The sequence below is a fragment of the Olivibacter sp. LS-1 genome (genome assembly GCF_008245145.1).
Lineage (GTDB): Bacteria > Bacteroidota > Bacteroidia > Sphingobacteriales > Sphingobacteriaceae > Olivibacter > Olivibacter oleidegradans.
In genome coordinates this window covers 3,400,922-3,419,543 of the sequence record NZ_CP041643.1, presented here as the reverse complement: position 1 = coordinate 3,419,543, position 18,622 = coordinate 3,400,922, and the positions used below count along the sequence as shown (strand labels likewise).

At 42.4% G+C, this 18,622-nt stretch carries 15 protein-coding genes; 11 read left to right on the top strand and 4 right to left on the bottom strand.

All coding sequences use genetic code 11. The features are described from left to right. Positions 1–32 precede the first annotated feature (32 nt). The 5 genes from FKG96_RS13945 (at position 33) to aroC (ending at position 6,039) form a co-directional block, all read left to right on the top strand. Positions 33–1,391: an ammonium transporter gene (locus FKG96_RS13945; RefSeq protein WP_130857480.1), complete on the top strand. Its 1,359-nt coding sequence runs from the start codon at positions 33–35 to the stop codon at positions 1,389–1,391. Positions 1,392–1,659: 268 nt separating this feature from the next. After that, positions 1,660–2,487, top strand: a complete 828-nt coding sequence (locus FKG96_RS13940) for a prephenate dehydratase (protein WP_130857479.1) — start codon at positions 1,660–1,662, stop codon at positions 2,485–2,487. 48 nt (positions 2,488–2,535) lie between these two features. Further along, positions 2,536–3,642, top strand: coding sequence for a chorismate mutase (locus FKG96_RS13935; RefSeq protein WP_013666484.1), 1,107 nt, complete (start codon positions 2,536–2,538; stop codon positions 3,640–3,642). Then, positions 3,642–4,889 (top strand): 3-phosphoshikimate 1-carboxyvinyltransferase, encoded by a 1,248-nt coding sequence (gene aroA / locus FKG96_RS13930; protein ID WP_130857478.1) that lies wholly within the window; start codon positions 3,642–3,644, stop codon positions 4,887–4,889. The genes FKG96_RS13935 and aroA overlap by 1 nt, the downstream gene beginning before the upstream one ends. Before the next feature lie 49 nt (positions 4,890–4,938). Continuing rightward, a complete protein-coding gene (gene aroC / locus FKG96_RS13925; protein ID WP_013666482.1) occupies positions 4,939–6,039 on the top strand; it encodes a chorismate synthase in 1,101 nt (366 codons plus the stop codon). A gap of 110 nt (positions 6,040–6,149) precedes the next feature. On the opposite strand, the gene FKG96_RS13920 is transcribed toward aroC, so the two are convergent. After that, positions 6,150–8,567 carry a thiamine pyrophosphate-dependent enzyme gene (locus FKG96_RS13920; protein ID WP_149105647.1) on the bottom strand — a complete coding sequence of 806 codons (2,418 nt, stop codon included), beginning with the start codon at positions 8,565–8,567 and terminating at the stop codon, positions 6,150–6,152. 464 nt (positions 8,568–9,031) lie between these two features. Between FKG96_RS13920 and FKG96_RS13915 the strand changes: the two genes are divergently transcribed. Together FKG96_RS13915 and FKG96_RS13910 are read left to right on the top strand one after the other, a co-directional pair. Continuing rightward, on the top strand, positions 9,032–9,412 hold the full coding sequence (locus FKG96_RS13915; protein WP_013666480.1) for a DUF1573 domain-containing protein: 381 nt from the start codon (positions 9,032–9,034) through the stop codon (positions 9,410–9,412). Positions 9,413–9,512: 100 nt separating this feature from the next. Further along, the gene (locus FKG96_RS13910) at positions 9,513–10,712 is read left to right on the top strand and encodes a pyridoxal phosphate-dependent aminotransferase (protein ID WP_149105646.1); all 1,200 of its coding nucleotides are present in this window, start codon (positions 9,513–9,515) and stop codon (positions 10,710–10,712) included. An 86-nt stretch (positions 10,713–10,798) separates the two neighbouring features. Here FKG96_RS13910 and FKG96_RS13905 read toward each other — a convergent pair whose 3' ends face one another. After that, positions 10,799–12,814: a tetratricopeptide repeat protein gene (locus tag FKG96_RS13905; protein WP_130857475.1), complete on the bottom strand. Its 2,016-nt coding sequence runs from the start codon at positions 12,812–12,814 to the stop codon at positions 10,799–10,801. Between the two features lie 203 nt (positions 12,815–13,017). On the opposite strand from FKG96_RS13905, the gene FKG96_RS13900 reads away from it, so the two are divergent. Next, on the top strand, positions 13,018–13,824 hold the full coding sequence (locus FKG96_RS13900) for a hypothetical protein (protein ID WP_130857474.1): 807 nt from the start codon (positions 13,018–13,020) through the stop codon (positions 13,822–13,824). Between the two features lie 48 nt (positions 13,825–13,872). Further along, complete coding sequence (locus FKG96_RS13895) at positions 13,873–14,055, top strand: hypothetical protein (protein WP_013666475.1); 183 nt, start codon at positions 13,873–13,875, stop codon at positions 14,053–14,055. Positions 14,056–14,112: 57 nt separating this feature from the next. Here FKG96_RS13895 and FKG96_RS13890 read toward each other — a convergent pair whose 3' ends face one another. Then, on the bottom strand, positions 14,113–15,438 hold the full coding sequence (locus FKG96_RS13890) for an OmpA family protein (RefSeq protein WP_149105645.1): 1,326 nt from the start codon (positions 15,436–15,438) through the stop codon (positions 14,113–14,115). Between the two features lie 216 nt (positions 15,439–15,654). On the opposite strand from FKG96_RS13890, the gene FKG96_RS13885 reads away from it, so the two are divergent. Both FKG96_RS13885 and FKG96_RS13880 read left to right on the top strand, forming a co-directional pair. Further along, positions 15,655–16,971, top strand: a complete 1,317-nt coding sequence (locus tag FKG96_RS13885) for a hypothetical protein (RefSeq protein WP_130857472.1) — start codon at positions 15,655–15,657, stop codon at positions 16,969–16,971. 27 nt (positions 16,972–16,998) lie between these two features. Further along, on the top strand, positions 16,999–17,766 hold the full coding sequence (locus tag FKG96_RS13880; RefSeq protein WP_130857471.1) for a carboxypeptidase-like regulatory domain-containing protein: 768 nt from the start codon (positions 16,999–17,001) through the stop codon (positions 17,764–17,766). A gap of 61 nt (positions 17,767–17,827) precedes the next feature. Here the strand turns inward: FKG96_RS13880 and FKG96_RS13875 are convergent, their stop codons facing one another. Continuing rightward, on the bottom strand, positions 17,828–18,547 hold the full coding sequence (locus FKG96_RS13875; protein ID WP_130857470.1) for a LytTR family DNA-binding domain-containing protein: 720 nt from the start codon (positions 18,545–18,547) through the stop codon (positions 17,828–17,830). Between the last annotated feature and the right edge of the window lie 75 nt (positions 18,548–18,622).

Genomic DNA, 18,622 nt, shown 5'->3' with positions numbered 1-18,622 from the left:
GAAAATAGTAGAAATCAACTTTAAGTACAATTATGGAAACAAATTCAATCAAACAATCGACACCCTTTCTGGTCTTGATTGCGGTGGCTATTGCCTCAATTTTTATTCAACCCGTCACAGCATTTAATGGTGAGGGCGTTTACAGTGGAGCTGACATTGCATGGGTAATTACGGCAGCAGCCTTGGTTTTCCTGATGACTCCCGGTTTGGCTTTTTTTTATGGAGGTATGGTGCATCGAAAAAATGTAATCTCCACGATGATCAAAAGTGTAGTTGCGGCCGGAATCGTAAGTGTAATCTGGGTTATTGTTGGGTTTAGCCTCTGTTTCGGTGATTCGATAGGCGGTTTCATTGGTGATCCAAAAACATTTCTGTTCTTTAATAACGTAATTTCCGGTGAACCTTGGGGCGGTGGACCTACGATTCCACTTTCCTTATTTGCACTTTTTCAGCTAATGTTCGCCATCATTACCCCCGGATTAGTAGTCGGTGCCGTTGCCGAACGCATCCGATTTACATCCTACATCCTTTTCATCGTATTGTTCTGTCTGTTTGTTTATGCTCCCTTGGCACACTGGAGCTGGCACCCCGAAGGCTTTTTAGCTAAGATGGGCGTGCTTGATTTCGCTGGTGGAACCGTGGTACATATATCTGCAGGCTGCGCTGCACTAGCAGGAGCATTGGTACTAAAACGCAGAAAATCGCACCTTGAACACCAAGAAGTACCACCGGCAAACATTCCCTATGTATTAATAGGCACCGGTTTGCTTTGGTTCGGTTGGTTTGGCTTTAACGCAGGGTCGGCACTGGCTGCAAATGATTTAGCGGTATCCGCGTTCGGCACGACGAATACAGCCGCCGCTGCAGCAGGCCTGTCCTGGATGTTTTTTGATGTCATTAAAGGAAAAAAACCATCTGTACTAGGTTTTTGTATCGGAGCGGTTGTCGGCCTGGTAGCCATTACCCCCGCAGCGGGCTTCGTAGCAATTCCGCAAAGCATTTTCATCGGCGTGGTTGCGGCCATCATTTCTAATCTTGTCGTTCAATGGAAATCTAAGTCAGCTTTGGATGATACGTTGGATGTATTCCCTTGTCATGGCGTAGGCGGTATGGTTGGCATGTTGTTGACGGGTGTTTTTGCCAGCAAAAAGGTGAATCCAATAGGTAACGACGGCCTCTTCTATGGCAATCCAGAGTTCTTTTTCACCCAATTGAAAGCGATGCTTATCGTTGTAGCCTTCAGCTTTGCAGTATCTTTCGTCATCTTTAAGCTGGTTAATTTGATTCAGCCACTTCGTGTTACTTCCGAGGAAGAAGAGCAAGGTTTAGATTTATCGCAACACAACGAAAACTATACACAGGGCACTTTGATTTCATCGCCAAGTGCCTAAACAACGATGCCTGATGCAGCCATTTTCTTTTGAAGAGAACTGCATCAGGAAAGAATATTTACATTTTTTTATTTTTTTTCTTGTTTCATAATAATTCTTACATATATTTGCGGTATCAAAAAGAAAAAATGAAATACACAGCTGCATATTGGTTCTTTGGTTACTTTTACTTTAGCAGTAAGGGCCGGGATTAATATGCATGTATAAAGAAATAAAATGTATAAGAAAGTCCCGGTTGTTCACCGGGACTTTTTTTTTGAGATTTAAAATGAGCAAAATAAGAGTAGCTATTCAAGGAACACGTGCTTCTTTCCACGAAGAAGCAGCTTTCAAATATTTCGGTCAAGACATCCAGACGGTGGAGTGCGAAACTTTTAAACATACATGCGAGGCTTTAAAGAAGAATGAGGCAGACTATGTTGTGATGGCCATCGAAAACTCCATTGCCGGAAGTTTGCTTCCTAACTACACACTACTGCACGATTATCACTTCCCGATTGTAGGTGAGGTCTATTTAAGCATTCAGCTTAACCTGCTAGCTTTACCAGGAACTAAACTAGAACAGATCAAAAAGGTAGAATCTCATCCTATTGCCTTACGGCAGTGTGCTGATTACTTGGAGGAACACCCTCAATTTAAAATAACGGAAGGTACCGATACGGCCTCCTGCGCAAAAAAAATCGCCGAAAATAAATTAACTGACACGGCAGCTGTAGCGAATCAGTTAGCGGCAAAATTATATGGTTTGGAAATCATTGATCGGAGGATTGAAACAAACAAAAAGAACTATACGCGCTTCCTGATTCTCTCCAAAGAAAAAACAGAAAATCCCAAAGCCAACAAAGCAACGCTGCTCTTTCAAACAGACAATAGCATCGGATCCTTAGCTCGTGTACTCACTTTTTTTGCTGAAGAGCAAATAAACATGAGTAAAATCCAATCGATGCCCGTATTGGGAAAGCGCAATGAATATGATTTTTATGTGGACATTGAGTGGAAAAAACAAAACAACTACGATGCAGCGATTCGGAAAACGCTCAAACATACCATTAATTTTAACATTTTAGGCGAGTATATAAAAAACGATAAGGTATAATAAACTAGGAATTATTAACAGCAATACAAAATATAATACAATAGAACAATGAAGCTAAATTTAGACATCTTGCCCTTAAGCTCATGGTTAGCTACCGGCAAAGAACCCTTAGTAATTGCGGGACCCTGCAGTGCCGAAACAGAAGAACAAGTAGTTGCTACGGCTCATTTGCTGGCTGCCACCGGCAAGATCTCTGTGTTACGCGCAGGCATCTGGAAACCCCGTACTCGTCCGGGCGAATTTGAAGGCATTGGAAGCATCGGCCTGGAATGGTTAAAACGAGCTAAAGAAGAGACCGGCTTATTGACCGCAACAGAAGTGGCTACCGCCAAACATGTAGAGGAGGCGTTAGCTGCCGGTGTGGATATACTATGGGTAGGTGCCCGCTCAACTGCCAATCCTTTTACCGTTCAGGAAATTGCTGATGCCCTACAGGGCGTCGATGTTCCAGTCTTAGTAAAAAACCCGGTTAATCCCGACCTGTCGTTGTGGATTGGTGCTTTAGAGCGTATCAATCGCGCCGGAATCAAGAAATTGGGCGCAATACATCGTGGTTTTTCTTCTTATGAAAAAACAGCTTTCCGTAACGAGCCTATGTGGGATCTAGCTATTCAGTTAAAAACGGTAGCCCCCGAACTTCCTATCATCAATGATCCTAGCCATATTTGCGGCACAAGAGAATTAATACCTTACGTAGCGCAAAAAGCAGTGGATTTGGACATGCAAGGCTTTATCATTGAGTCGCACATCGACCCATCGGTAGCTTGGACAGACGCAAAGCAACAAGTAACTCCAGCAGCATTAGCAGACCTCATTAACAACCTTTCCCTTCGAAAAGCAGAATCAAATGACCCCGTATTCGAAGATAAACTTGCTGCCCTGCGGAAAGAGATTGATGCTATTGATGATCAGATCATCAAAAAAGTTGCAGATAGAATGAAAATCGTTGAAAAAATCGGTGAATACAAAAGAGACAATAAAGTAACGATTTTACAGGTAAATCGCTGGGAGGAAATCATCGAGAAACGCAGCAAATTTGCAAAGGCCTTAAACCTGGAGGAAGACTTTACTGTTAAATTATTAGAATTGATTCACGGTGAATCTATTCGCAAACAGAATCAAATCATGAACGCCAAACCAGCAGTGGAGGCCTAATGAACACGAAAACACTCAGCGTATCGTATCCGAACGGGGCCATACAAGGCACCGTTCAATTAACCGGATCTAAAAGTGAAAGTAATCGCGCGCTTATTTTAAGCGCGCTCAGCAAAGGAAAAGTTCGCATCGAGAATCTATCCAATGCAGATGATACTGTAACCCTGAAAGCTGTTTTGGACTCGCTGCATACACCGCAGGAAAACCGAACAATTGATGTCGGACCTGCGGGAACGGCTATGCGTTTCCTTACCGCCTACCTTTCAACCATTCCGGGCTCCTTCGTATTAACGGGGTCTGAACGGATGAAACAACGTCCCATAGGTATCTTAGTTGATGCGCTTCAAACCATTGGCGCGCATATAAATTACATTGAACAACCAGGCTTCCCTCCTTTGCAAATACATGGTAATTTCACGCAACAGCAGGAAGAAGTCTTTATAAAAGGTGATGTCAGCAGTCAATACCTATCCGCTTTATTACTTGTTGCTTCGTTTCTTCCTAAGGGGCTTCGTCTAAATATCCTAGGCACCTTAACATCCAAACCCTACGTCGATATGACCTTGGATATGTTAAGAGAAACAGGAATTACTCATGAGTGGAATGAAAATAGCATTACAATCCGCAAGCAACCCGTACAAGATTCGATCCTACACGTAGAGCCTGATTGGAGTGCCGCATCTTACTGGTATGCCTTAGTAGCACTTGCGCCACTGGGTAGTTGCTTATTTTTACCCGGACTTAAAGATCGCAGTCTACAAGGCGATCGTGCAATTGCTGGAATTATGGCAAACTTTGGTGTTCGTTCCACCTTTGAAAATAAAGGTGTTAAAATTGAGAAAACGACTACATCGGACAGCAAACGGTTTTTTGATTTAAAAGAATGCCCTGATTTAGCACAAACCATTATTGCTTGTTGTGCAGCTCTGGGATACGATGCAAGCTTTACCGGTTTAGAAACCCTTAAGATCAAAGAGACAGACCGTATTTTAGCGCTTCAAAATGAATTAGCTAAATTTGGAGTGCAATTGCTTGAAGACAATCAAATTTATCACTTGAGGACATCAAACAAAGCGATGCCAAAAAGCACCGTAATAAAAACCTACGAAGACCATCGTATGGCAATGGCCTTTGCTCCGTTGGCTCTTGCTTTTGACGAGATTGTAATCGAAGATCCTGCGGTGGTGGGTAAATCATACCCCGCTTTCTGGGAGCATTTGGCAAGCGTAGGTTTTATATTAGATTAAGCAAGCGTCCTTCGAAAACATACAATTACTTTAACAAAAATTATTACCTATGGCAGGAAATTCATTCGGACAGAGCTTTCGTATTACTACTTTTGGAGAATCTCATGGAGATGCTATTGGTGTAATCATTGATGGCTGTCCTCCAAATATAAGTGTCGACCTTGATTTTATACAGGCTGAGCTCGATAAACGCAAACCTGGTCAGTCAAAAATCACCACCCAACGAAAGGAAAGCGACACCGTTAAAATTCTTTCCGGCATTTTCGAAGGAAAAACTACCGGCACTCCGTTGGCAATGCTCATTCCAAACGAAGACCAACGCTCGAAGGATTATTCTCATATTCAGGATAAGTATCGTCCTTCTCATGCTGATTATACTTATCAAACGAAGTACGGCATACGTGATTATCGAGGAGGTGGACGTTCTTCGGCTAGAGAAACTGCGGCAAGAGTAGCAGCAGGGGCTGTGGCCAAACTTTTTCTTAAAGAACTTGGTATAAGCATTTTTGCCCACGTGTCAGCCGTTGGAAATATAGAAGCCCCTAATTTGGGAGATCTGGATGTAAATCAATTAGTGGCTATTCGGGAAGCAAACATTGTTCGATGTGCCGATCCTGCTACGGCCAACCAAATGATTACTTTTATTGATTCCGTCAGAAAAGAGGGAGATACCGTTGGTGGCGTGGTGAGTGCGGTTATAAAGGGAGTTCCGGTCGGTTTAGGTGAGCCGGTATTTGACAAATTGCATGCCGATTTAGGCAAAGCTATGTTAAGTATCAATGCGGTTCATGGTTTCGAATACGGATCAGGCTTTAGCGGTGCAAGCATGCGCGGTTCAGAACATAACGATATTTTCGTTAATCCTATTAAGCAGGCGACTTCGCTTAAAACCTTAACGAACTTTTCAGGTGGTATTCAAGGCGGTATCTCAAATGGTATGGACATCAATTTCAGGGTCGCGTTTAAACCTGTCGCAACGATTATGCGTTCACAATCTACGATTAACCAGCAAGGAGAAGAAACAGAGATTTCAGGAAAAGGTCGGCACGACCCCTGTGTTGTTCCCAGGGCGGTAGCGATTGTAGAAGCGATGGCTGCCTTAGTAATTGTTGATCACTATTTACGCAATTTGAATTTAGGTCGTGCGTAACGATCTCTATCTATCGTCGTCATTTCAGTTGAGACCAGTGCGATGAATATAAACTAGAAAATTTCCAGCTTCGCACTGCCTAATCGAAATGACGACTTTTAACTTCTTTTTTAGATAATTTCCGGAAATTTATCAGGATTGGATTCATGCATCATCGAGTAAATCATCTCGATGATATCATCTACAGATGGTTTCGTAAAGTAATCCCCATCCGAACCATAAGGTGGCCGATGTGCTTTAGCGGATAGAGTACGAGGTTTACAATCGAGATGGAAATATCCGTTTTGCTCTTCCAACACTTGTTGCAATATAAAGGCAGAAGCTCCGCCAGGAACGTCTTCATCTACTACCAACAGTTTGCTGGTTTTTGAGAGCGATTGCCCACAAGTATGTAGTTTATCAAAAGGCTGTAAGGTTTGTGCATCTACAATTTCAACCGAAATTCCCATTTCACTTAGTTCACCCGCAGCCTCCTGTACCAAGCGAAGTGTAGATCCATAAGAAACAACCGTAATATCGCTACCCACTCTCACCACCTCAGCGATTCCTAAAGGAACCGTGAAATAGCCCACATTGGCAGGCATTCGTTCTTTCAAGCGATAACCATTCAGACTCTCAATCATCAGTGCCGGTTCGTCCGACCGCAACAAGGTATTGTACATACCGGCAGCTTGCGTCATATTACGTGGTACACATACATGAAGTCCTCTCAAGCAGCCTAAGATCATCGACATAGGCGAACCTGAATGCCATATTCCTTCCAAGCGATGTCCCCTGGTACGAATAATTAAAGGTGCCTTTTGCCCACCCTTGGTACGATAACTTAAAGACGCCAAATCGTCACTCATTACCGTGAGTCCATATAGTAGATAATCTACATACTGAATTTCAGCAATTGGCTTCAGCCCTCTTAGTGCCATACCCAAGCCTTGTCCGATGATAGCCGTTTCCCGAATACCGGTATCAAAAATACGATGTTCGCCAAATTTAGCTTGCAAGCCTGCGAAGCCCTGATTCACATCGCCGATAGCTCCTACATCTTCACCGAAAGCCAATAACCGCGGTTCACGACTAAAATTGGCAGCGAAGCAAGCGTTAAGCACCTCGCGCCCGTCTACCATTCTTGCATCTTCATCGTAAGCCACAGGTACCATCTCTACCTTATCCGGCGCCTCCGGCGTATCAGTAAATAGCTTTGAATTATAACGTTCGTAATTGACATTTTGCTGCTTTCTATACCATCGGATTAAAGCATCCTTTCCTTGGCTTTCTTGCCCCCTCAATTCTCTTAAAGCCTTTCTAATGGTACCGTAAATTTGCTTTAAATTCGGTTCTTTGATTGCATTTAGTCGATTAGCTAAAATTTTTGCCGACTTATGCTCAATCGCATTCAGCAATTCAATAGCCTTTGCTTTTTCTTCGGCAAAAGCGCCTATATAATCTTTCCAAGCTCTCACTTGCTCTTCCTTCACAAATTCTTTCGCCTGCTGCTCAATCATGACCAGTTCGTCTTCCGTTGCGATGGCCGATTCGAGCATCCATTTTCTCATCTGCACCAGGCAGTCATATTCAGCTTCCCAGTCGAGCCGGTCTTTTGATTTATATCGCTCGTGAGATCCGGAAGTGGAATGCCCTTGTGGTTGCGTCATCTCTATCACATGGATAAATACCGGAACATGTTCCTCCCTACACATACGAATAGCACGTTCGTAAGTTTCACAAAGGCCTGGATAATCCCACCCGCGCACTTTGAATATCTCATACCCTTCCCCCTTTTCATCTCGTTGAAAACCTCGCAATACTTCCGAAATGTCTTCTTTCGTCGTTTGGTACTTATTGGGGACCGAAATGCCGTAACCATCATCCCAAACAGAAATAGCTAAGGGAATCTGTAACACGCCGGCAGCGTTGAATGCTTCGAAGAAAACCCCCTCCGAAGTGGAAGCATTACCGATCGTGCCAAAAGCCACCTCGTTCCCATTATTTGAAAAGTGCGTTAAATAAGCAAGCTCCTTGTTTTCTCGATATACTTTCGACGCCTGCGCTAAGCCAAGCAATCGCGGGATTTGTCCGCCGGTGGTAGAAACATCTGCCGAAGAGTTTTTAAGCTGCGTTTGATTGACCCAACTTCCATCGGCATTTAGCTCGCGTGTAGCAAAATGGCCATTCATCATGCGACCTCCTGATGCAGGCTCCGCCTCAATATCCGGATGTGCATACATCTGAGAAAAAAATTCATACACATTTGATATACCGGTAGCAAAAGCAAAAGTCTGATCTCGATAATAACCCGAACGCCAATCTCCCTCTTTAAAGACCTTTGCCATTGCAATCTGTGCCACCTCCTTGCCATCACCGAAAATGCCGAACTTGGCTTTTCCCGTTAATACCTCTTTCCGTCCTAACAAGCTAGCTTCCCTACTCTCGCATATAATGCGATAATCATTCAATACTGTAGCTTTAAAATCTTCAAAGCTAAGTTTCGAGGTATCAATCGGATCCGTATATTTCAAGTGAGTATCTGACATATCAAGAAATCATGCTAAAATTCAAAAGTAATAAAAATTATATAAAATTCTGCGTTATGCCTACAAACCCCAAAGCTATTTTAAAATTTCACATAAAGAACAAACAAAATTTCAGCTGTGCACATAAAGCATTATATCATAAATTAAATTGGTTCATTCTTCCGTAAAAGTAACATTATTAGTCGACTATAAAAAAACGGAATTGTTTCGCACTAGTTGGCACCATAAAATGAAGCGCTTCACTATCAAATAGAAACAAATATATTACTTACTTTATTGGCATTATAATTGCCTTTTATCATATTTTTGTTATAAATTTATGCGAAGAATTGAAGTTTGCTTGCTTTTGGACAGCACCGGCAAAGGTGCTGTAAAGCATAGGAAATAGATTCTTATACAAAAACAAAAAGATGAGACTGTCTCAGATAACGGCAGATTACTTCATCGCTAAAAAATGTATGCAAATGAAAAAACTATTAACCATTTTTACGCTTTTAGTGGCTTTCACAGCCTTCACGGCTTGGAAAGTAGATGGCAATGCAGAGTTTAAGTTCGAAAAAGAGACTTATGATTTTGGCAAGATTCCCCAAGGTAAACCCGTTTCGTATGAATTTAAGTTTACGAATGTAGGAACTGAACCGTTGATTATTACCAAAGTCGAGTCTTCTTGTGGTTGTACCGTTCCCAAGTACACAAATGCGCCGATAAAGCCGGGTGAAGCGGGATCCATCAGTGTAACCTTCAACGCAGCCCAGGCGGCACCTTTCAGCAAGTCGGTAACCATCCGTTCAAATGCAAAGACGCCGCTAAAGTCCCTTTATATAAAAGGAGAAGTAGTAAAATAAAGCATTTAATAAGAACAACAGGAAGCCGCTTCATAAACTAAGCGGCTTTTTTTGTTGATTTACTTTAGTAAGTTTGTATCAAAATTGCCAACAATATATTATGCCAACAATATCCAACAAGGGTAAGCGCATGCCCGCTTCCCCTATTAGAAAATTGACACCCTATGCCGACGAAGCAAAAAAAATGGGCAAAAAAGTTTTCCATCTCAATATCGGACAACCTGACATTGAAACGCCGGAAACCATGCTCAATGCCGTTAAAAACATTGACTTCAAGGTGTGGGCCTATACTCCCTCACAAGGAAATGCCAGCTATCGCGAAAAGTTAAGCACTTATTATAATAACATTGGTTATAATATTTCAGCAGATAACATTCTCGTAACCACCGGCGGATCGGAGGCAATTACAATTGCCATGGAATCTTGTTTCGATCCAGGAGATGAAGTGATTATACCGGAGCCTTTTTACGCCAATTATAACGGCTTCGCATGCATGGCCGGTGTGGAAGTAAAGCCAATTCCTTCCAGTATAGATGATGGCTTTGCTTTACCCAATATTGCCGAATTTGAAAAGTTGATTGGTCCGAAGACGAAAGGCGTTATCATTTGCAACCCCAACAATCCTACGGGATACCTCTATTCGCAGGAAGAGATGGAGGCACTGAAAGGACTCTGCCTTAAACACGATCTTTACCTTTTTTCTGATGAGGCTTACCGAGAATTCTGTTACGATGGTAATACTTTCATTTCTCCGATGCATATGGAAGGATTGGAAAATCATGTCGTCGTTTTTGATACCGTATCCAAGAGATATAGCGCATGTGGTGCTCGACTTGGCTGTTTAATCACCAAAAACCGAGAGATACTGGAAGCTGGTTTAAAATTTGCACAGGCAAGATTAAGCCCTCCAGCAGTTGCCCAGATAGCAGGCGAAGCTGCTATTGATACACCACAAAGTTACTTTGATAATGTAATCAGTGAATATACAAAAAGACGGAATTTACTGGTAGAAGAACTGAATAAAATCCCAGGTGTCTACTGCCCTACTCCAGGCGGTGCGTTTTATGTAGTTGCGAAACTACCAATTGATAATGCGGATAAGTTCTGCCAATGGATGCTGGAAGAATTTGACTATAATAACCAGACGGTTATGATGGCACCGGCAACCGGATTTTATTCAGATACCCGTTTAGGTGAACAGCAAGTTAGGCTTGCTTATGTTTTATGCCTGGAAGACTTGGCCAGCGCCATAAGTTGCATTGAAAAAGGACTGGAAAACTATCCGGGTCGTACACAGTAAGTTAAACTATCTCATTTTAATAAAGGCCGGATAACCATTCGGCCTTTGCCTTCAAATAAGACCAACATCTGTTGAACATTGCAGGCCTAAGCAATCACTTCCTTTCGCCCTCGCATTTTTTTTGATTCCGCAACTTCAGTAGCACTTACTTCAATGTAAATCGAGGTGCCTTTATTCGGCGTTGATTGAATTTCGCATACACCCTTTAAAAGTTGTGTACGGGAGAGCAGGTTTTTCAGGCCGAGCCCCTTTGACTTCGATCCCTCGACATCAAATCCCACACCATTATCTTCTATAGTAATTGCTAGTCTATTTTCTGTGGCTACCAACTGTACAATCCCTTCCGTGGCCTCCGAATGTTTTACCATATTGGCAACGGCTTCTTGTATCATGCGATACAATAAAAGTTCGTCGTCTTTTTTGAATTTTGGCAATGTACCAATAACATAGCAATTCAGTTCAAGTGAGGAGCTTCGAACCCGACGGCAGAACTCTTCTATAGCATAGGCAAAGCCTTCCTCAAGTACAGCCTCCGGTGCAAGGTTATGAGAAATATTCCTGATCTCCTTTAGAGCCGATTCGAGCAGGCGATTGACATCATTCCCTTCGGTCTTCGGCTCATTGACGAGCTCCATACCTAAGTGAAGTTTTGCTGCTGAGAGTATGCTTGCTACCCCATCATGCAATTCACGTGCAGTCCGAGCGCGTTCTTCCTCTTCGCCTCTCAACTTCGCTTCCAACAAACGACTTTCTTGCCGTGACGCTTCTGCCTTCCGTTTCAATTTGTTGATAAATCTGCTAAAAATAAAGAAGACGCCAAGTATCACCATTGCCAATATAGAAAGGATTATCCACTTATTTTTGCGTTCGAGTTCACGTTGCTGCTTGCTGATCTTGAGGTCTCTTTCTACCAAAGCTTTTTGTTTCTCCGACGCTTGGTACTTCACTTCCAACTCCTGAATAGTATGATGTGTTTCGCTATTAAGCAGCGAATCACTGAGTTGCTCATACTGTTTACGTAGGTCAAGTGCCTCTCGATATGATCCGGTGGCTTCTTTAATCTCCGCTCCGGAAAGTAGCAGTTCCATTTGCTGCGGCTTAGCAAGCTCATTTTCGGCAAGGGCCAACGCCTTGCTAAAATAAGTATCCGCCTCTCCATATCGCTTCATGTTTTTATAAACTGTCGACAGTCCGGCAAGTATGTACACCTCATTGCCTGGCGGCGCTTTTGCAAGTAGAGCTTGCGCCTTATCGTAGGTTAAAAGTGCCACTTCATACCTTTTTTGTCGACAATAAATGTCAGCGAGATTAATAAGCGCCCTTAGTTGCATAGGCGGATCAGTTAAAGACCGACCAAGCGCCAATAGCTCTAGGCAGTGTTTTTCAGCATCAGCCAGCTTACCACTCATAGCCTCCGCAACCAGCATATTGACTAAACTACTCCCAATGCCGGCCGAATCCTGTAATTCTTCAGCGATTTGATACGATTTTATGGCATAGCGCAAGCCCTTCGCTAAATCGTTCATATCAAGTAGCAATGAACTGAGGTTGTTATAGTATTTTCGTAAAAACGAGCTATCCTGTCGCGTAGGACGATCGATGTCCGATAAAATATTCAGGGCACTCATCAACATTTCAGAGGCTCGTTGCATTTCCCCCAAAGCCTGATATTGCAAAGCCATGTTATTATACGCCGCAGCAGCCCGTGGTAAATCCTTAAGTTTAAGGCTGATTGCTAATTGCTTTTTAGCCATAGCTAAGGCTTCATTATATCGAACCTCCTGGTACAAAAAGACACAATAATGACCAGCATACTGCAGCATTCCTTTATCAAATACCAGACGCTGAGCCAGTTTACCTGCCTCTTTAAAATAGAATTCGGCGGAATCCGCTGATCCCTGCTGCTGTTTCTCTTTCGCCAGATTAACCAGCATATATACGCGGCTCGTATCAGCTTGGCTGATTTGTCCTAGCGCCTTGGCCATCATGATACTTAATACAAATAGCAAAAAAAAGCGCTTTAACGTACAGATTCTTTTATAGGTAGGCAACAAAGGAATAACCGCCCGATTACCTGATACAGTTTCATTTTTGGTTTCCATTTAGGTGATTAAATTTCAAAACTAATTTAGAAAATTATTATGATAAAGGCGTATGTATCTGCTAAATACTCTATTCGTTCATGGCATCAATTTAACGCTTATCGCCATTTTTTGATACTTCATCGAATCCTATAAAAAGAGCTTGTTTAAAGGGTCATATTTGTTAAGCCCTTACGGGGGAAAACCAACTCAACTTAATTTAAATGGATACTTTAATCAGTAAAATATGGTATTATACCATACCCCTCTTTTCCCCGGCTATGCTCAAATTACTATTCTTCGGCTCCGTCGCAATTATATCAAACAGTCATTGCCTTTATGAATTACCGGGAAAAACGATTAAAATCCAGCAACGTATATATGGTAAACCAAAATTAAATTTCTTGATATTACACGATGACGAGAACACCGGAAAAGAAGCGGCAGAGATCTATTGCAGTTTAATTGGCGGCTCAATTACCGAACTCTGTTATGGCGAGGTACGCAATATTACGTTTAGGAACAAAAAGGGCAATTACGCTTTTGATCCGAATCAAATGTTTGAATCAACGGGATTATATAAAAGCATGCGGTTTTATAGCAAACAGGCCCCTACTGCCAAAGAAATACAACCAGTACGGTCCTTAGCTGATTCTTTACTCCAACGCTACAAAAACCTCCACACAAACTGTTTTATTACTTTGCATAATAACACCGAGGGCAATTTCAATATTAACTCTTACCTAAGCGGAAAGCTTAAAACTGTAGCGGATAGCGTTTATGTCAACCCACTTATGGACGCTGACGATCTGATATTCGTCACCGAAGCTAGCTACTATACTTATCTGCGGCGGATGGGAATAAACGTGGTGCTACAAAGTACCCAGGCAATAGACGGTTCGCTTTCGGTCTATGCGCAGCAACGTCGCATCCCTTATATAAATATTGAAATTCAGCACGGGCACCTTACCGAAAATCTTCGCTTAATATTGGTAGTAGAGCAGATGCTAAAACAATTAAAAATGATTTAACCTCTGCCAAACTTTAGTAAGGCATGAGCTATTTATTAATGCAAAAAAATGAGAAAGAAATCTTCAAAAAACAACTATGCAGAAATGTTCGGATTGCTGGGCCAGGTTAGACAAAAACGTGCGCTAAGAATTAAAGCCAACGATATGAGTTTGCAGCAGCGATTGCGTATTATTCAAATGATATTCCAACTGAGTGAAGAGCAGGTTGAAGATCGTAGCTTAGCCGAATAAACTGCTAGGCTACGACCCAAAAAATCGATTAGGTTAATTTCGTATTACACGCACCCTTTATTGAATACGGATAAATTCGACCCTCCGATTACGTGTCCTTCCCTTGACCGTTTGATTGTCAGCAACAGGCTCTGATTCACCTTTTCCACTCGTTTGCAAGCTCATTTCTGCGATACCATATCGCGTTGTTAATGCCCGCTTTACCGCTTCCGCCCTGCGCTCACTAAGGATCTGGTTGCTTTTATCATCCCCTACCGCATCCGTATGTCCTACCACCTGTATTTTGGCAGCCTGATCTTCGGCCAATATAGAGGCAATAAATTTCAAAACACCTTCAGACTCCGGAAGAATAGTTGCTTGCCCCGTGCTAAAAAGAATGCCGGTAGTGCTAAATTTTCCTTCTTTCTGTAACTTAGTCCGACCATCCGGCATACCTTTTGCAATTTTAACATTGCTTATATATACACCAACCTGTTCATCCTTATAAGGACTGCTCGACAGGCTGAAAAACACTTGATTAAATTCATTTTCGCCGGGTATTCCTTTTGGTACATCGTACAGCTTCTCGCCATTAAGCCAGATACGCAAGCGTTCCTTTTGGCCCTGGATCGCTATATGTACCGGCTTCCCGTACCATTGAGCTAGCTCAGTATGTTTTTTCGGCATACTATGAAAGTAGCGAGTATAAGCCTGATAGCTTTCCAAGGCGATATTGGCGCCATCAGCAAGCGGTGCCAGTTCAGTATAGAAAGATTTAACACCTTTCGGATCATTCAACAACGTATTGTCTGTAGAAGAAACATTACCCGAGGCCAATAGGCCAAACCGGAAAGATGGCGGCAACCAACCTTTTAAATCAAATTGCATAAGCAAATCAAATTCTACCGTAAAATCGGGTCCGAGTAGCTGATCATTACTACTGAGGCATACGCTGCGCTGGGCTAGTCGCAACCAATTACCCGGAATTTGATTGAGCTTTACAAGCACTGAACCCGCGTTGCTGTTCCAGCCTGAGGGCAGTTCACCATTCACATCGTCCGCAAAATCAGCTGCATAAATAATCGAATCTCCTGGCACAAAATCATATTTTGCAAAAGCCTTGATAAACGTGGTGCTGTCAGGCGTAACCTGTGTCAAAGATGCTTCCGGTTTTTCAGCAAGAACTTTCGTGTTTCCTTTCACGCTAGTGCCATCAATTGCTTTATCGACACCCTCTCCTACCACCTTATCGGCTTTGTTCAGTACTTTTTCTGTGGCCGTTTGTTCCACTCTGTTTTTGATTTTTTTAAAAAGGGACTGAGCTTGCGCGCTTGATCCTACGCCAAGACCTACGAGGTAAATACTCATCCCCAAACTTAGCCTTATTATTCCAAATGCATTCATGTTATTTAATTTATAGCTATCAAATTTACAGGCGTTTAAGAGTTTAGGTTATTATTTTCGACCAACTGCAGCATAAATGGATAAGCGCCTAATAACGTCGACTAAACAATCAAAATCCACACATCCTTTTATACGCATCTTCATCGCTTATAACAGCCATTCGTCGAAAAACTCCATTAACGAGCTGAGTGGATGGCTATACTTGCTCAAAAAAACATGAATCGCAATCAACTTTTCCATGTAGTCCTATTATTAATAGGCATCGTTTCAATTTCATCTTGTAGGAAAGATAAACTACCTGTAGATGAAGAAGTACAATCCGTTTTCGGGCAGCCGACTGCAAAACCAAAGGGTGAAGTGTTAGCTATAGGGGTATCCAAATCAATAGGTCCAGAAGGCGGTGTTTTGTCGCTCAACGATATAATCACCGTGCATGTTCCCGCAGGCGCAGTCGACAAGTCAACTTTATTTCAGATTCAACCTATACGGAATACATTAGACGATGAATCCATACATACGGGTTTCCGATTATTGCCCGAAGGCGTCCATTTCAAACAAGCTGTTCGCATTGCCTTTCCTTATGATACGGCAGATATATCAAATCCGGATACGCGTATGGTGGCCTACCAACGAAGTGATGGTGTATGGTGCGGAGTCCCTACGGTACTTGATAAAGAACGCCGACAGCTTACCGTAGAGACCACCCATTTTAGCGATTGGGTCTGGTTCGATTTCATTTCCTTACGAAAGGATAAAGAGCAGATCGGGGCCAATCAAGCGGTTAACCTGCAGTTACTGGAAATGGTTCTAGGATCACTTATGCCAGTAAACAGCATTGACAGCGTCCCTCTTGCGGCTTTCGATCCCATTGGGTATTCGAAGAGCATGAGCGTGAAAAACTGGAAAATCATCTCCGGCCCCGGCAGCCTGAAAGCAGAAAAAAATTCGCACGGCTTGATGGGAAATGCTTTATATACCGCTCCTGCTACAGTCACAAAAACCACCGATGTGGAGATTCAAGTAGAAATCGAAAGCAAAAACGGCTATATCAGCGACCCACTCGCACCCAACGGCCGGCGAAAGATGGAGAAACTCATTCTTATCACCAAAATCCGTTTAGAACCTAACAATTTTTTTTCTCTTAAAATGAATGGGGTAAGCTATGACATGTCTCATTTAGCGATAGCCGCCGTTCAAGAGAATCAGATCGTCATCAGAGGCACAAATCAAGCGCAATCGCTCGTGATAAACCTGCAATGCTTTGGTACGGCGCTCGGATCGTACGTTGGCGGTATGGAAAAGGGAAAATCCTTTATTGCACTCACACTTCCACGAAACGCAGGAGGCCTGAACAGTTATGTAAATGGGTATGACAAATGTCCCGGTTTTCAATATAGCGGTACAACCAACATCACCTCTGTAGAGGGCTTCATTGAAGGGACATTTAAGGGGACCGCGTATTACAGAGCACAGATTTGTGGGTTTAGCGATGCCAGAGAACTGGAAATTTCCTTTAAACTAAAACGCAACTGAAACTGATGAATTTTTAATTAAATCACCATGAAATATAAACTGAATTACCGCAAGCTTTGCGCCGCCCTTTTACTGCTAACTGTTATACTGAGCCTAGCAATTGGATGTACGAAAGAAAATAATTTAGGGTCATTAGACGATAGTGACTCGAAGGCACCTGAAACGGGTTATGTTAGTGGAACTATAAAAAATGATAGGGGTATTCCGATGGAAGGCGTTCGCGTGCTAATTGATCACAGTATCTTTTTTAATTCGGATCTCAGTACAATTACCGATGACGAGGGAAAATACAAAATAAAAGTACCAGCCGGATCTTGGTACGCGTTTGCACAACACACAGCTAAATATAATGGTAAAAATTTTACTTTTTATCTCCATCCTGAAAACGCAGGTGGTTTCGGGAATGAAGGAGCCGTTCGTAATTTTGTTTGGAAATTATCGGGCGACATGCCACAGCCACTATCTGGTTATTATGGAGGATTAGTAACAATTGACAGCTTCCCAGGAGTCTACATCAATGTAAAGGAGATCGATTTCATATTTACACCACTCACGCCGCTCATTGACGGAAGTGAAGGTAAAATCCTTCATCGCATAAGTAAAGATAACCATCGCATTTTAGATGTTCCTATTGGCAAGTACCAATTAACAGCCCGCTATCAGGGAAAATCGTTGAAGTTCAGAACGTGGAACTCCGAGCAGGAATTTCAAGAGACCTACCACCTCGATTTCCTTCCTCAAGTGACCTCACAATGTGACAATTGTGCTAAAATAGAATATTATTGGGAGCCTTGATGATTGGCTCCCAAACAATAGCCATAGTAGTCTTCGTTATCCACAAAATATTCCATGGTTATTATAAAATAAGTTGTTTCATATTTTCCTGATAATGTTTGCCCACGTTTATCTGCCGGCCGTCTTCCATTGTTAAATACCATCTACCAATATCCCGATAGCAAGCATCAAGGTGTTCAATATTAATTATAAATGAACGATGTACGCGGATAAACAACGACGGATCCAACCTTTTTTCAATCGCACCAATACCAGAAGAGCTTAAATATTGTTTCATCGCGCAATGAATCACGGTGTAATCGCCAGCTGCTTTTAAATAGCAGACATCACGTAAGGAAACTCTTTTCAATCTTCCCCCTTCTTCAGCCAAAATGCTTTTCGGACGATCAGCCCAAAGCACCGCTTGGTGTGTTAGGCCTTCAAAAGCAGGTACCGTGCTAACGATCTGCAAGGCCGTATCGAGTTGTTTGTCATTATAAGGTTTTAAAAGAAACGTCGAATCTCTCCTATTTGCTAGCTGACTGACTCCACTATCGATAGCCGCTGTGTAAATTACCTTTGGCAGATGAGACGTAGTTTGCAAAAAATCAGTATCGTTAGCCTCACTCAACTGAATATCCAAGAAGAGCACGTCAGGTTCCAAGGCATTTACATATCGTATAGTTTCACATCGATTGCGACATTCTCCTACCACGCGGAATCCTGGACGACTGTTGATGTGTTGACGGATCAATTCCCGGTAACGAGACTCTCCGTCAGCGATTAAAATCGTTTTATTCATATTTAATATTATTTCTATGCAAAAACTAAAGGGAATAACCTTTCGACAGCCTATATGTCGTTGCCCAAAACTAGT

Coding starts and splice junctions, on each gene's coding strand:
- FKG96_RS13945 (WP_130857480.1), top strand. CDS start 33: ATGGAAACAAATTCAATCAAACAATCGACACCCTTTCTGGTCTTGATT.
- FKG96_RS13940 (WP_130857479.1), top strand. CDS start 1,660: ATGAGCAAAATAAGAGTAGCTATTCAAGGAACACGTGCTTCTTTCCAC.
- FKG96_RS13935 (WP_013666484.1), top strand. CDS start 2,536: ATGAAGCTAAATTTAGACATCTTGCCCTTAAGCTCATGGTTAGCTACC.
- aroA (WP_130857478.1), top strand. CDS start 3,642: ATGAACACGAAAACACTCAGCGTATCGTATCCGAACGGGGCCATACAA.
- aroC (WP_013666482.1), top strand. CDS start 4,939: ATGGCAGGAAATTCATTCGGACAGAGCTTTCGTATTACTACTTTTGGA.
- FKG96_RS13920 (WP_149105647.1), bottom strand. CDS start 8,567: ATGTCAGATACTCACTTGAAATATACGGATCCGATTGATACCTCGAAA.
- FKG96_RS13915 (WP_013666480.1), top strand. CDS start 9,032: ATGAAAAAACTATTAACCATTTTTACGCTTTTAGTGGCTTTCACAGCC.
- FKG96_RS13910 (WP_149105646.1), top strand. CDS start 9,513: ATGCCAACAATATCCAACAAGGGTAAGCGCATGCCCGCTTCCCCTATT.
- FKG96_RS13905 (WP_130857475.1), bottom strand. CDS start 12,814: ATGGAAACCAAAAATGAAACTGTATCAGGTAATCGGGCGGTTATTCCT.
- FKG96_RS13900 (WP_130857474.1), top strand. CDS start 13,018: ATGGATACTTTAATCAGTAAAATATGGTATTATACCATACCCCTCTTT.
- FKG96_RS13895 (WP_013666475.1), top strand. CDS start 13,873: ATGAGAAAGAAATCTTCAAAAAACAACTATGCAGAAATGTTCGGATTG.
- FKG96_RS13890 (WP_149105645.1), bottom strand. CDS start 15,438: ATGAATGCATTTGGAATAATAAGGCTAAGTTTGGGGATGAGTATTTAC.
- FKG96_RS13885 (WP_130857472.1), top strand. CDS start 15,655: ATGAATCGCAATCAACTTTTCCATGTAGTCCTATTATTAATAGGCATC.
- FKG96_RS13880 (WP_130857471.1), top strand. CDS start 16,999: ATGAAATATAAACTGAATTACCGCAAGCTTTGCGCCGCCCTTTTACTG.
- FKG96_RS13875 (WP_130857470.1), bottom strand. CDS start 18,547: ATGAATAAAACGATTTTAATCGCTGACGGAGAGTCTCGTTACCGGGAA.